The 13,063-nt window shown below is 44.2% G+C and carries 14 protein-coding genes; all 14 read left to right on the top strand.

Going from position 1 to position 13,063, the window contains the following annotated elements:
- Positions 1 to 8 precede the first annotated feature (8 nt).
- The 14 genes from hslV (at position 9) to DC345_RS07940 (ending at position 13,041) form a co-directional block, all read left to right on the top strand.
- Positions 9 to 551, top strand: coding sequence for an ATP-dependent protease subunit HslV (gene hslV / locus DC345_RS08005; RefSeq protein WP_024630205.1), 543 nt, complete (start codon positions 9 to 11; stop codon positions 549 to 551).
- A gap of 143 nt (positions 552 to 694) precedes the next feature.
- On the top strand, positions 695 to 2,095 hold the full coding sequence (gene hslU / locus DC345_RS08000; RefSeq protein WP_113052638.1) for an ATP-dependent protease ATPase subunit HslU: 1,401 nt from the start codon (positions 695 to 697) through the stop codon (positions 2,093 to 2,095).
- A gap of 990 nt (positions 2,096 to 3,085) precedes the next feature.
- On the top strand, positions 3,086 to 3,493 hold the full coding sequence (gene flgB, locus DC345_RS07995) for a flagellar basal body rod protein FlgB (protein WP_113052637.1): 408 nt from the start codon (positions 3,086 to 3,088) through the stop codon (positions 3,491 to 3,493).
- Positions 3,494 to 3,498: 5 nt separating this feature from the next.
- Positions 3,499 to 3,951 (top strand): flagellar basal body rod protein FlgC, encoded by a 453-nt coding sequence (gene flgC / locus DC345_RS07990; RefSeq protein ID WP_113052636.1) that lies wholly within the window; start codon positions 3,499 to 3,501, stop codon positions 3,949 to 3,951.
- Between the two features lie 64 nt (positions 3,952 to 4,015).
- The gene (fliE, locus tag DC345_RS07985; RefSeq protein ID WP_113052635.1) at positions 4,016 to 4,327 is read left to right on the top strand and encodes a flagellar hook-basal body complex protein FliE; all 312 of its coding nucleotides are present in this window, start codon (positions 4,016 to 4,018) and stop codon (positions 4,325 to 4,327) included.
- A 137-nt stretch (positions 4,328 to 4,464) separates the two neighbouring features.
- Positions 4,465 to 6,048 (top strand): flagellar basal-body MS-ring/collar protein FliF, encoded by a 1,584-nt coding sequence (fliF, locus tag DC345_RS07980; protein ID WP_113052634.1) that lies wholly within the window; start codon positions 4,465 to 4,467, stop codon positions 6,046 to 6,048.
- 11 nt (positions 6,049 to 6,059) lie between these two features.
- Entirely contained in the window at positions 6,060 to 7,076 is a 1,017-nt protein-coding gene (gene fliG / locus DC345_RS07975) for a flagellar motor switch protein FliG (protein WP_113052633.1), read from the top strand.
- Positions 7,069 to 7,929 (top strand): FliH/SctL family protein, encoded by an 861-nt coding sequence (locus tag DC345_RS07970; protein WP_113052632.1) that lies wholly within the window; start codon positions 7,069 to 7,071, stop codon positions 7,927 to 7,929. The genes fliG and DC345_RS07970 overlap by 8 nt, the downstream gene beginning before the upstream one ends.
- Entirely contained in the window at positions 7,916 to 9,235 is a 1,320-nt protein-coding gene (fliI, locus tag DC345_RS07965; protein ID WP_113052631.1) for a flagellar protein export ATPase FliI, read from the top strand. The genes DC345_RS07970 and fliI overlap by 14 nt, the downstream gene beginning before the upstream one ends.
- A gap of 11 nt (positions 9,236 to 9,246) precedes the next feature.
- The gene (gene fliJ / locus DC345_RS07960) at positions 9,247 to 9,699 is read left to right on the top strand and encodes a flagellar export protein FliJ (protein WP_072732398.1); all 453 of its coding nucleotides are present in this window, start codon (positions 9,247 to 9,249) and stop codon (positions 9,697 to 9,699) included.
- A gap of 42 nt (positions 9,700 to 9,741) precedes the next feature.
- Complete coding sequence (locus tag DC345_RS07955) at positions 9,742 to 10,677, top strand: MotE family protein (RefSeq protein WP_113052630.1); 936 nt, start codon at positions 9,742 to 9,744, stop codon at positions 10,675 to 10,677.
- A 42-nt stretch (positions 10,678 to 10,719) separates the two neighbouring features.
- Entirely contained in the window at positions 10,720 to 12,096 is a 1,377-nt protein-coding gene (locus DC345_RS07950; RefSeq protein WP_113052629.1) for a flagellar hook-length control protein FliK, read from the top strand.
- 19 nt (positions 12,097 to 12,115) lie between these two features.
- On the top strand, positions 12,116 to 12,661 hold the full coding sequence (locus DC345_RS07945; protein WP_113052628.1) for a flagellar hook capping FlgD N-terminal domain-containing protein: 546 nt from the start codon (positions 12,116 to 12,118) through the stop codon (positions 12,659 to 12,661).
- Positions 12,658 to 13,041, top strand: a complete 384-nt coding sequence (locus DC345_RS07940; RefSeq protein WP_113052627.1) for a TIGR02530 family flagellar biosynthesis protein — start codon at positions 12,658 to 12,660, stop codon at positions 13,039 to 13,041. Before DC345_RS07945 ends, DC345_RS07940 begins: the two co-directional genes overlap by 4 nt.
- Positions 13,042 to 13,063: the final 22 nt, after the last annotated feature.

The raw sequence follows: 13,063 nt of genomic DNA, 5'->3' as shown, positions 1-13,063 counted from the left end.
CTGATATCATGGATATGTCATTTCATGCTACAACGATCTGTGCAGTTCGTCATAATGGTAAAGCAGCCATTGCCGGTGATGGTCAGGTGACCATGGGACAAAGCGTTGTGATGAAAAATACAGCCAAAAAGGTAAGACGTTTATATCGTGGGCAGGTTGTGGCTGGTTTTGCCGGTTCCGTGGCGGATGCCATTACCTTGTTTGAGAAATTCGAAGGCAAACTGGAGGAGCACCATGGTAATCTGCAGCGCGCAGCGGTAGAGCTTGCCAAGGATTGGCGCCAGGATCGAATTTTGCGCAAGCTGGAGGCGCTCCTTATTGTTATGGATAAAACCGGGATGTTACTCATTTCCGGTGGTGGCGAAATAATTGAACCAGATGATGACGTGATTGCCATTGGCTCGGGAGGCAACTTCGCTTTATCTGCTGCGCGTGCGTTAAAACGTCATGCGGTGGATCTGGAAGCAAAAGACATTGCTCGTGAATCACTCCAGATTGCTTCAGAGTTATGTGTATATACCAACAATAATATTATTGTTGAAGAGTTGTAAGGAAAGCAATCTCCCGTGATGGGGCATGATGATTAAATCGGCTCCAGTTACTTCGTGGAGATTCTTTGTCCTTGTAAGTAAGATCTATAATGTTTTTATCTATCTGATAAACAAGGTTCGCATATTGGTAGGAGGGAAGCTATATGGATACTCAAGCGTTAACGCCAAGACAAATCGTTGCAGAGCTTGATAAGTACATTGTAGGTCAAAAACAGGCTAAAAAATCGGTAGCGGTCGCCCTTCGCAATCGCTATCGCCGTAGCCTTTTGCCCGAACATACCCAAGATGATATTGTACCTAAAAATATTCTGATGATTGGACCTACTGGTGTTGGTAAAACAGAGATTGCGCGTCGACTGGCTAAGTTGGTAGGAGCCCCATTTGTAAAGGTGGAGGCTACGAAGTTCACGGAAGTGGGTTATGTTGGCCGTGACGTGGAATCTATGATTCGTGATCTGATTGAAACATCACTGCGGATGGTCAAACTGGAACGTACAGAAAAGGTCAAGGACAAAGCGGAAGAGGCTGCTAATGAGCGGATTGTACATATTTTGGTCCCTTCACAATCCAAATCCAAAAATCAGCGGAATCCGTTTGAAATGATTTTTGGTAATAATGGCAACAACGCGCCAGAAACCGATGAGCAAGAACCAGATACGGGAGTAGCTGAACGGCGACGTAAAATCAAATTTGATTTGTTATCTGGTAAACTGGAAAATGACGTTATCGAGATTGATGTGGAAGATACCACACCTAACATGATGGACATGTTTGCTGGTCAAGGAAATGATCAGATGGGTATGAATATGCAGGAGATGTTTGGCAGTTTATTACCTCGTCGTACCAAAAAACGTAAACTGGCAATTAAGGAAGCTCGCAAAGTGCTAATTCAGGAAGAAGCGGGCAAGTTGATTGATATGGATGATGTTACTCAGGAGTCCATTCGCCGGGCGGAACAAACAGGTATCATATTCATTGACGAAATTGATAAAGTGGCCAGTCAAGGACGCGGTAGCGGCCCAGACGTATCCCGTGAAGGGGTACAGCGTGATATTCTCCCAATCGTGGAAGGATCTACGGTAATGACCAAGTACGGCCCTGTCAAAACGGATTACATCCTGTTTATGGCAGCTGGCGCATTTCACGTAGCTAAACCCTCAGATCTCATTCCCGAGCTCCAGGGGCGTTTCCCAATCCGTGTAGAACTGAACAGCCTGACGCTTGATGAATTTGTATCGATCCTCACTGAACCTAAAAATGCGTTAACCAAGCAATATGTGGATTTGCTGCATACGGAGAATATTGAGATTGAGTTCTCGGATGATGCCATCCGTGAGATTGCCAAGTTGGCTGAGTCCGTGAATCAGAATACAGAAAATATCGGTGCACGGCGCCTGCATACCATTCTGGAGAAACTTCTTGAAGATCTGTCTTTTGAAGCGCCAGAGCTTACACTAGAGCGTATGGTAATCACTCCGGAATATGTACGTGAGAAATTGAATGATATAGCACTTGATCGTGATTTAAGTCAATATATCTTGTAACATAGGTGCAAAGCTCTGTCAGAGCATGTTTGAAGAATGGATGACGGTATACAATGGATGAATAAAGATCAGACGACTACACGGAAATGGGATATACGGTCCTGGTTCTGACTGTAGTAGACTTTATTTAATCCATCTGTATGCCGTTTATTTTTGTTTTAGCCTAATATAATGTCGTATTGTAACCGATAAAAGAGATGGAGTTGTATAAGACGAAAGATTATCTAGGACTTGTGCCGCAGAAATAATGTATTTAGACCCTAAAGATGTGTTTACAACTCATATTTGATACTTCTATAAATTCCAATAATAGGATTTTGTTTTTCCAAGTCTGGTTATCGGTTTAATCAGAAGCTCGAGAAAGATTTGCATAAATGCGCAAAAAAAGTGAATGAGATGGTATTGCGGATGTGACAAATTATTCTTGTGTAATATAAATGAGCTTGCTCTGTTTAAATGTTAAAAAAGTGTTTTAGATATTAAGCTGAAACAAGTAATCCGAAATGGATATTTTGTCAATTAGCAATTTCATAGAAGAGAGAAGATCCTCCCGAAAATTATAAGAAAGCTTATTATATCGGTAAATATTTCTAACGGGAAATCGTTTAAAGCATTTCAATGAATCCCTTGTTTGTAATATTATGATGTGCTCAAACGAGTTGAAGCATAGTATAAATTTTAAGAATGTTTAAGAGCTCATATCGAGCACTTAAGCTTATTTTTGTTTTGGGCCCCAACATTTACGAAAAAATTCATAATTTGCAGAAAATACACAAAAAGCTCTCTCTTTCAGAAAAGATAGGGCTTTTTTCTTATTGTAATATATCCCAATCTCGAAGAAACTTATGTTATACGACAACATCAGAGTTAATTCTACTTAAGTCCTAGAAAACCGTGTAAAAGTGAATGTTTTTTGTCGAAAAAACATAAACATCCTGACGGAAAAAGATTGAATCTATTTCCATAATTTCTAAAGAGAGGAGGGCGATTATGAATCTTTTGAATGATATTAGTTTTCAAAGGCTGCAAGGTGCACTCGATGCCTCCAACATTAGACAACGAACAATCGCTGACAACATTGCGAATGCGGACACCCCGTATTTCAAGCGTTCGGACGTGGCATTTGAAGAAATGCTACAGGACCAAATGAATGGAGATATGCCTGTTCTTAAAGGAAAAGTAACGGATTCAAGGCATTTTGTCATAGGTCCTTCCTCTTCCATACCTACACCAGTAGTTAATATGGACCAGTCAACATCCATGAATAACAACCAGAACAACGTCGATGTAGACAAAGAAATGAGTCTTCTGGCGGAGAACCAGCTGCGTTACAACGCTTATATTCAGCAAGTAAATGAACAGATCAAAATGATGCGTGTTGGAGTCGAAGGGAGATAACTTAGGTGAACATCAGTAACAGTTTCAGTATCAGTGCATCGGCTCTAACAGCTCAGCGTTTGCGGATGGATGTTATATCATCCAACATTGCCAACGCGGAGACGACGCGCGCGAGTGTGACCAACGGCGAGGCGGTTCCTTACAAACGCAAGATGGTTGTGCTTGAACCCAATAAAAATTCCTTCGACAGCTTGCTTCAAAATCAGATGAAAAGCAGTGGGTCTGGAGAGGGAGTTAGAGTATCGGAGATTCGTGAAGATCAGTCGCCTCTGAAGCCAGTCTACGACCCTACACATCCAGATGCAAACGCTGAGGGGTATGTGTACATGCCTAATGTGGATATCGCGAAAGAAATGGTGGACATGATCTCGGCTTCACGCTCATATGAAGCAAACGTCACAGCTTTGAACTCAACCAAAGCAATGATATCCAAGGCATTGGAGATTGGAAGAGCCTAGGTAATGGCTTAAAGGTGGAAATATCCAAAAACGCAAAGAACTGAAATGAATGGGAGGGACATTAATGATTCAGAACAACATGTTTAGCACACAGGGGGTTCAACCGCTTCAGATGCAAAGTACGGCACAAGCTAAACCATCTACACCAGCCGAAACCATTCAGAGCTTCGGTACATACCTACAGGATGCGCTAGGGTCTGTAGCTGCACAGGAGACCCAAGCACATGAAATGTCAAACCAATTCCTGGTTGGAAAAGTGAACGTTGATCAGGTGATGATCGCATCTGAACAGGCCCTGTTGAGTCTGCAACTTACGACTCAAGTCCGAAACAAAGTAGTCGAAGCATATCAGGAGATTATGCGTACGCAATTATAAAATGGCTTAAATGCGCTTCGACAACAGCGCTGATTATTACAACAAGCAGCTGCGATGCTGCTCCTGACCGTTAAACTTTAGAACCTATAGAGATTGCGGAAGGACAGACCAAGCAAAGTTTCGGATGGGGTGACAGAGTGAATGAGAGAATTGCCCAGTACAGGGATAAGGCATCCCAGTATTGGAATAGTTTTAGCAAAAAGCAAAAAGTATTATTTATTTCCACCTTCCTGTTTTTAATTTTGGCTGCAGTTGTACTAACCATGCAATTGTCAAAGACGGAATATGAAGTTGCTTTCACGGATTTGAATGCAAGTGACTCTGCAGGCGTCATTAGTTATCTTGATTCATCGAGTATTCCATACAAATTAAGTGCAGACGGTAAGACCATATCTGTACCGAGCACGGATGTAGCTATTGCAAAAGTAAATATCGGATCACAAGGAATTATTCAGAATGGTTCATTAGGGTATAAGTCATTTGAGGAGTCATCATCTCCAATCGGGATGACGGATAAAGAGTTCGATGTGAAGTATAACAACGCATTGAACGGAGAAGTGGAGCAGTTGCTTCAACGAATGCAAGGCATACAGGATGCTAAAGTATTGGTCAATATGCCAAAAGATAATATCTTTGCTGGCCTAGAAGAGCAGGATAAAGCATCAGCATCAGTGGCCCTGCAGTTTAAACCGGGTTATCACCCCAATCAAGCTGCGGTAGATGGATATTTTAATTTGGTCAAAACAGCCATTCCCAATCTACCCATTGAAAACATAACGATTACGAACACAGATGAAGCGGAACTGATTCCGACCGCCCGAGGTGGTAGCGGGGGATTATCTTCTGAAGTCCAAGAAAATATGGCGTTACAGAAGAAATTCGAAAATGATGTTCGCAATAATGTGAAACAATTTCTTTCCCAGATTGTGGGTGACGAGAATGTCAACGTTCTGGTTGCTTCCAAGCTTAATTTTGACAAGGAAACTCGTAAAGAAAACCTAGTCACACCGGTCGATGTAGATAATATGAAAGGCATCGAGATCAGTGTTCAAGAGATTCAAAAGAGCTATACGGGGGCAAGCAATCCGACAGGTGGTGTTGCTGGCACAGGTCAAGAGGAAGTTCCGGGTTATCCATCATCGGATGCATCGGGAAACTCAAGCTCGGAGGAAACATCCAGTACCAAAAACTACGATGTCAACCGAATTGTTAAAGATATCGTTTCCAGTCCATATACTGTAAAAGATTTAACCATTAACGTCGCGGTTGAACCACCGGCAGGACAAACAGAATTACAAGCACCGGTTCAGGATGCGATTGAAAATATTTTGGTTAACATTGTTCGTGCATCATTGGCGGACTCGGGCACTGTAATAAGTGACGCAGATTTGGCCAAAAAAGTTTCGGTAATGTCTCAAGGTTTCCAGACTGCTGCGGCAACCAATACAGGGTTCCAGCTTTCCACCGGAATGATGTGGGGCATCGGAGCATTGGTGGCAGCATTGATTGCAACGGTTGTTATTTTGTTAGTGCGCCGTCGTCGCAAACAGAACGAAATAGAAGAAGAGGATATTCCTCTTCCGGTAGCAACAGAGTTTCCGTCCATTACGTTGGACAGTGTAACGAACGAAAGTCAAGTGCGCAAACAATTGGAGAGTTTGGCCAAGAAAAAGCCAGACGAATTCGTCAATCTGCTGCGTACGTGGCTGGCTGACGAATAGAGGTGAACGCATTGGCGAAGGCAAGCAGTCAAGGTCTGACTGGAAGACAAAAAGCAGCAATTTTGTTGATTACATTAGGTCCAGAAGTGTCCGCGCAAATCTTCAAACATTTGCGGGATGAGGAGATCGAACAACTGACGTTGGAAATTGCCAATGTTCGCAAAGTAGATGCTTCCGAAAAAGATATGATTATGTCTGAGTTTCATCAGATTTGTCTTGCACAGGAATACATTTCTCAAGGTGGTATTACGTACGCGAGAGAAATTCTGGAGAAAGCACTTGGGTCGCAAAAAGCACTTGAAGTTATTAACCGTTTGACGGCTACGCTACAAGTTAGACCATTTGACTTTGCGCGTAAGGCAGATCCAAATCAAATATTGAACTTTATTCAGAACGAAAGCCCGCAAACGATTGCTCTGGTATTATCATATCTGCAATTTGAGCAGGCAGCGGCGATCTTGTCCTCGTTACCACAAGAGAAACAGGCCGATGTAGCACGCCGAGTTGCTGTGATGGACAGTACTTCTCCAGAAGTCATTTCTCAAGTGGAGCGGGTGCTCGAACAGAAACTGTCTTCTACTGTTACGCAAGATTATACAAATGCGGGTGGTATCGAATCCATCGTTCAGATCTTGAATGGCGTCGACCGTGGTACGGAACGTACTATCCTCGACTCACTGGAAATTCAAGATCCGGAACTTGCAGAAGAAATCAAAAAACGCATGTTTGTATTCGAAGATATCGTCAATGTGGACGATCGTTCGATCCAGCGTATTATCCGGGATATCGACAACGCAGATTTGCAGTTGGCACTCAAAGTGGCAAGCGAAGAAGTACGGGATGCTATATTCCGGAACATGTCGAAACGGATGGCCGAGACATTCAAGGAAGAAATGGAATTCATGGGACCCGTTCGGTTGCGTGATGTTGAGGAAGCTCAGACTCGTATCGTAGGAACGATCCGCAGATTGGAAGAAGCTGGTGAGATCATTATCGCTCGCGGTGGAGGAGATGATATCATTGTCTAATTTGATTAAATCTTTCCAGTATGTACCGGTCGATGACCGCAAACGACTCGAAAATCATCATCATTATGGTGGACCGGAGTCTGATGTGGAGTTAGATGGTGAACGTGCTGAAGGCTCTGAAGCTGAGATGCTTCAGGCACGCGTAGACGAAGAAACACAACGTCTTACCGCGGAGATGCTGGAGGATGCCAAGGAGTTTGCAGAAAAGCAGGTACGTGATGCTTCAGAGGAAGCGGAGCGATTGCTTCAAGAAGCCCGTGAACAGATTGATAGCTGGTGGCAGGAACAGCGTCAGCAGGATGAACATCTTACTGAAGCGCTTCGTTCACAAGGTTTCCAGCAGGGTTTTGAAGAAGGCAAAGTACAGGCTGAACTGGATCTCCAGGTGAAGATCGAAGAGATGATGAAGGAAGCACGCGGGGTCCTTGAAGAAGCTTACGTTGCCAAAGATCAGATTATTCAGGAAGCAGAGCCTTTTCTTGTGGATCTCGCCTGTGGTATCGCTGAGAAGGTAATTGACAAACAACTCTCTGTTGAACCAGAACACACACTCGAACTGATTCGTCAGAGTTTGTCTCGCAAACGTGAACAGGGGATGATCACCTTATGTGTGGCACCTGATCAATTTGCATTTGTGCAGGCCGCACGTGAAGAGTTGGCTATGTCAATTGACTCTCAGGCAGAATTGCAGATTTTGCCTGATGCTACGGTGAAAGACAAGGGATGTGTTATACGGTCGTCGTTTGGAAGTGTAGATGCCAGAATTGATACCCAACTCGCTGAAATTAAAAAAGAACTGATCCGCATAGCACTTGAGGATGAGGGGCGAAAAAATCAACATGAAGATTCTTAGCTCACAGCGATACATGGAACATCTTAAGCAATTTGACCCCGTTCGAATTAACGGTAAGGTCACACAGGTCATTGGTCTTATGGTTGAGTCTGAAGGCCCGGATGCTAGCATTGGTGATGTATGTTACATCTACCCCGGGAAATCTGTCAAGCCACTTCAGGCAGAGGTTGTCGGGTTCCGGGATAACAAAGTATTGCTCATGCCACTCGGTGAACTTCAATCCATTGGCCCTGGATGCGATGTGGTCGGAACGGGTAAACCACTTGGGGTTCAGGTTGGATCTGAATTGCTTGGTAAGGTGTTAGATGGATTGGGGCAACCTTTGGACGGTTCCTTGTTACCTTCCAGAATGCCGATGTACTCCACATCTAATACGCCAGTGAATCCGATGGACCGTCCAAGGGTACTCGAAACGATGAGTGTAGGTGTAAGAGCCATTGACGGTCTGTTGACGGTTGGCAAAGGACAGAGGGTCGGTATATTTGCCGGATCGGGTGTTGGTAAAAGTACACTGATGGGCATGATCGCCCGCAATACAGCAGCAGACGTTAATGTAATTGCTTTGGTAGGGGAGCGGGGCCGTGAGGTTCGTGACTTTATTGAAAGGGATCTGGGTCCGGAAGGATTGGAACGATCCGTCGTTATTGTTGCTACCTCTGATCAACCTGCTCTGATTCGAATCAAAGGCGCGGTTATCGCAACTACGATCGCGGAGTATTTCAGAGACAGAGGCATGAATGTCATGTTGATGATGGACTCTGTTACACGTTATGCCATGGCACAGAGGGAAGTGGGACTTGCGGTAGGAGAACCACCTGCAATGAGAGGATACACTCCTTCTGTTTTTGCGAGTTTACCCAAGTTGCTTGAGCGAGCGGGGACTGGACCCACAGGTTCAATTACTGCTTTTTACACCGTCCTTGTCGACGGGGATGATATGAACGAGCCGATTGCGGATGCGGTGAGAGGTATACTCGATGGTCATATTGTACTGAATCGTTCCATAGCAAACAAAGGTCACTTCCCTGCGATTGATGTGCTTGCGAGCATTAGTCGGGTTATGAAGGATATTGCTCCTGAAGAGCAGTTGGAAGCCGTTAATAATATGAAGAGACTGATGGCTGTGTACAAGGAATCAGAGGATTTAATCAACATTGGGGCTTATCAAAGAGGTTCAAATGCTGCCATTGATGAATCGATAGACCAGATTGATAGTATCTGGGACTTTACCAGGCAGAAAGTCGATGAAAAAGTAACGCTAAGTGAAGTGCAGGAACGTTTGATTCTTGAATTTGCAAGGAGATGAATGGGTAGACGATGAAATTTCGATATCATTTCCAGAAGGTTGTTGACCTGAAAAGCAATGAAAAAACGCAAGCGGAGTGGATGTTATCCACAGCCATCGGGAAACTTCAGACTGAGGAAGAGCATCTTTTACAACTATTGAATGATAAAAAGGAACTGATAGATGTCATTCAATCCGCTACGGAAAGCACGGCTTCCGTATCCAGCTTGCAAGAGATGCAGCGGTATGTACATCACCTTGACGAGTGCATTTCACGCAAAAGTAGTGATGTCAGACATGCTGAGGTCAATGTGCAACGGAATCAGACGTTTCTGAACGGCAAAATGATGGACGAAAAAGTATGGCTTGGGGCGAGAGACAAGGCCAAAATCAAATTTCAGCAGGAGATGCTCCTCCGGGAACAGAACGATCTGGACGAGATGGCTACTGTACGCTTCGCTGCCAAAGCCGGACGCGCGAATTGATGTGGCCGGACGCGAAGTTGTCTCGTGAAGGAGGAAAGAACAATGGCTGTTAAAGACACAGATATGGAAAAAGAGTCGAGCGGTGGTTGGGAAAAGTTTCTGATGATTTCAATACCAATTGTGTTCACTGTGGTTTTGTTGGGTGTTTTGCTGACTCTATTTAATGTAGATATTCGCAACAACCTGCTTGAAGTAGCTAATAAAATTCCTATCGTAAAGGAATGGGTACCTGATCCAGTGCTAGATCCAGAGAAAAAGAAACTGGAGAAGAGTGAGCAGCAGGTCGAGAGTGCAGAAGCGACAATAGATAAGCTGAAGGCACAAGTAAATGAGAAAGAAACAGAGCTCAAAGCAGCGAAGGATGCCACGACCGCAGAGGCAAAGAAATCAAGCGATTTGCAAAAGAAATTAGATGATGCGGAAAAAGCGGCTGAAACCGCTGCGCAGAATCCAGAGACCGAGTCTGATTATCAGAAACAAATTAAAGATTTGGCGAAGATGTATGCGGACATGAGTCCCAGTAAGGCCGCACCGATTTTGCAAAATATGACGAATGAAGAGATGGTGCAGCTTCTTAGTGTGATGCAATCTGCTGCACGAACCAAGGTATTGGAGAAGATGGACCCGAAAACAGCGGCTGATGTCACGATGATGATGAAGGATGCGAAACCATCCGGTGATCTGGCCCTGGATGCACTGCAATCCCGCTTAAAGAAAGAGACTGCAACGACATCTACGGCGACTACAACTAACTCCAAAAACTTGGATAAAAATCAGCTTAGTCAAACGTTTGCTTCCATGTCGGCCTCTAGTGGGGCTAAACTATTGCTCGAAACATATAAGCTGAGCCCGGATAAAACCTTGACCATTTTAAATTCTGTCGACGATGCTACACGGTCTCAATTGCTTGAAAATATGTCAACTGAAAATTCAGTTGAAACTGCAAAAATATTAAATAAATTAATGGGTAACAAGTAAGATTAGTAGCATCTGTTTAGTACGGAGAGGAGGTGAAAACAAATGTCGATTGTATATCAAATGACATCCACATCATCCGCTAAGACAACAGCAGCGCAGACAGCTGGAACAGGATCCAAAGGTGCAATTGCTGGAAGTGGTGATTTTTTGCAAACTCTTGCCCAATCATTAAATGGTGGTGCAACGACGGACAATAGCTCGGCTGCAGCAGGGAGCTTAGCAGCGAATCCACTAGTGTTTACCTTTGCATCTAGTGAAGATGGGGAACAAACATCAATCACCGATATCTTAAGTTCGTTATTCGCAGATTTGGATTCGCTAGATGAAGCTTTGGAAAATGATCCGTCACTGCTAGGGGATTTACAAAGTCTGATTCAGCAGATGTACGCTCAATTAGATGCTAATTCGGGTATTCAAGCTGAAGGTTCTGATGAGCCCGCAATTGGCTCAGAGACTTCTAATGCAGCATCAGCAATTGATCTGGCGGAACACCCAGCAGCAATGCGCTTTGTAATTCAGGATGTGCTCACACAGTTAATTGCGGGTATGAATGAGCCGGATAGTACAGTTGTCAAGAATGCTCCAGAATTCAAGCACCTGCTTCAATCTCTCCAAAGTCAGCTGCAGGATGCTGGCGTTGACACCAGTCTTAACAAAGGGTGGGATGAACTTAAATCCATTCTGGAAACATTAGCAGTGGCTAAGGTTCAGGCTGTGCAAATGGCTCCAACAAATCAGACGTCCAAGCAAGACTCAGTGGCATCACAAGTTCTTGTTTCGGCCGCTTCAAATACTGGACCTAAAGTTTCAGTTGAAACGGATTCAGCACCTACAACGAATGAAGTAGGAGAAGTGGACCATTCAAGTATCATTACGGCAGGAGAGTTGTCCTTACGTTCAACAGGTACATCAGCAGGTAAACCGGCTGAACCTGTCATGCAAGCTTCCCAGTTTGCAAAAGAGATGACACAGTTTGTTGTGAATAAGTTGGACATTGTGCAACAAAAGGGGTTTTCGGAAGCGACTATCTCACTACGTCCAGAACATCTGGGTAAGCTGGATGTGCAGATTACTTTGCAAAACGGGCAATTGGTTGCTCGTTTTATGACCGAGCATACGATGGCGAAAGACATGTTGGAACAGCAAATGATGCAATTGCGTAGCTCGCTTCAAGCTCAAGGCATTCAAGTTGAACGACTTGAAGTTACTCAGAACAGCTCACTTGGTTCACAAATGTACCAGGATGGGGGACGCCAGCCAGGAAGCAATTCTCAGCAGCAACGTCGCTCACGTGAACGTGAAGAACAATCTGATGATGCTGTAAGCACAGCAACACTCCAGGAAGAATTGCGCAACTGGCGCAGTGAACATGAGGAAGGTAACGACCTGCGCAGAGACACGTTTACAGCAGAAGCTTAAACAGAAATGAGGTGAAAATATGGCTAATGAAGCGATTTCTACCAATAATACCTGGCCTAACTATTCGGCAGCGAATAAAGCCACAACAAGCGCTGCAACAAAAGAGCTGGGCAAGGATCAGTTTCTTAAAATATTGATCACTCAGTTGCAAAATCAGGATCCGATGCAGCCAATGGAAGATAAGGAATTTATCGCTCAGATGGCTCAGTTCAGTTCGGTAGAACAACTGGTGAATATCTCTTCTCAGCTAAAGACTTTAAATCAGTCTCTTGGGACAGTTTCGGGCATGATTGGCCGCGAGATCAGTTGGCTTTCTTCTAATAAAGAGGATAACGGAACCCTCCGTCAGGGTATTGTTGATTCCATCATCGTACGAGATGGTGTTCAATACGCAAAAGTAGGCAATGACGAAATCAAGCTGGATGAAATTATTCAAGTAACTAATCCAACACAGGCTGAGGAAAATGAAACTCCAGTTAAGGACGCTGCAGATTCAGCTGTAACGAATGAAAACCAGCAACCAGAAGCATCAGCACAGCCTGAAGACAACGGAAACACGTTATGAGTGACCGCATAACAGTAGGCCAACTGTACACAGGTCCAATTACCCCCAATTTGCATAATCGCTCCAAAGCGGGAGAAGCATCCACTGTACCTGAGCGCCCTTTTGCACAGGTATTGGAAGATAACCTGCTGAAATTGAGTAATCATGCTGCAAAAAGGTTGGAACAGCGCGGTATTGAACTCAAGACGGAGCAGATGCAGCAGATTGGAACTGCTCTGGATAAGGCTGCTGCCAAAGGAGCCAAGGAATCCTTGATTTTGATGAAAGATATGGCTTTTATCGTTAATGTCAAAAATCGTACTGTCGTTACAGCCATGGATAGTGAAAGCATGAAGGATAATGTATTCACCCAGATTGATAGTGCTGTAATCATTTCTTGACCGGCTGGCCCTTCTCGGGAGC

Origin of the sequence: Paenibacillus taichungensis, from assembly GCF_003287275.1 — a bacterium.
Classification (GTDB): Bacteria; Bacillota; Bacilli; order Paenibacillales; family Paenibacillaceae; genus Paenibacillus; species Paenibacillus taichungensis_A.
This window is presented reverse-complemented; position numbering and strand designations above follow the sequence as displayed.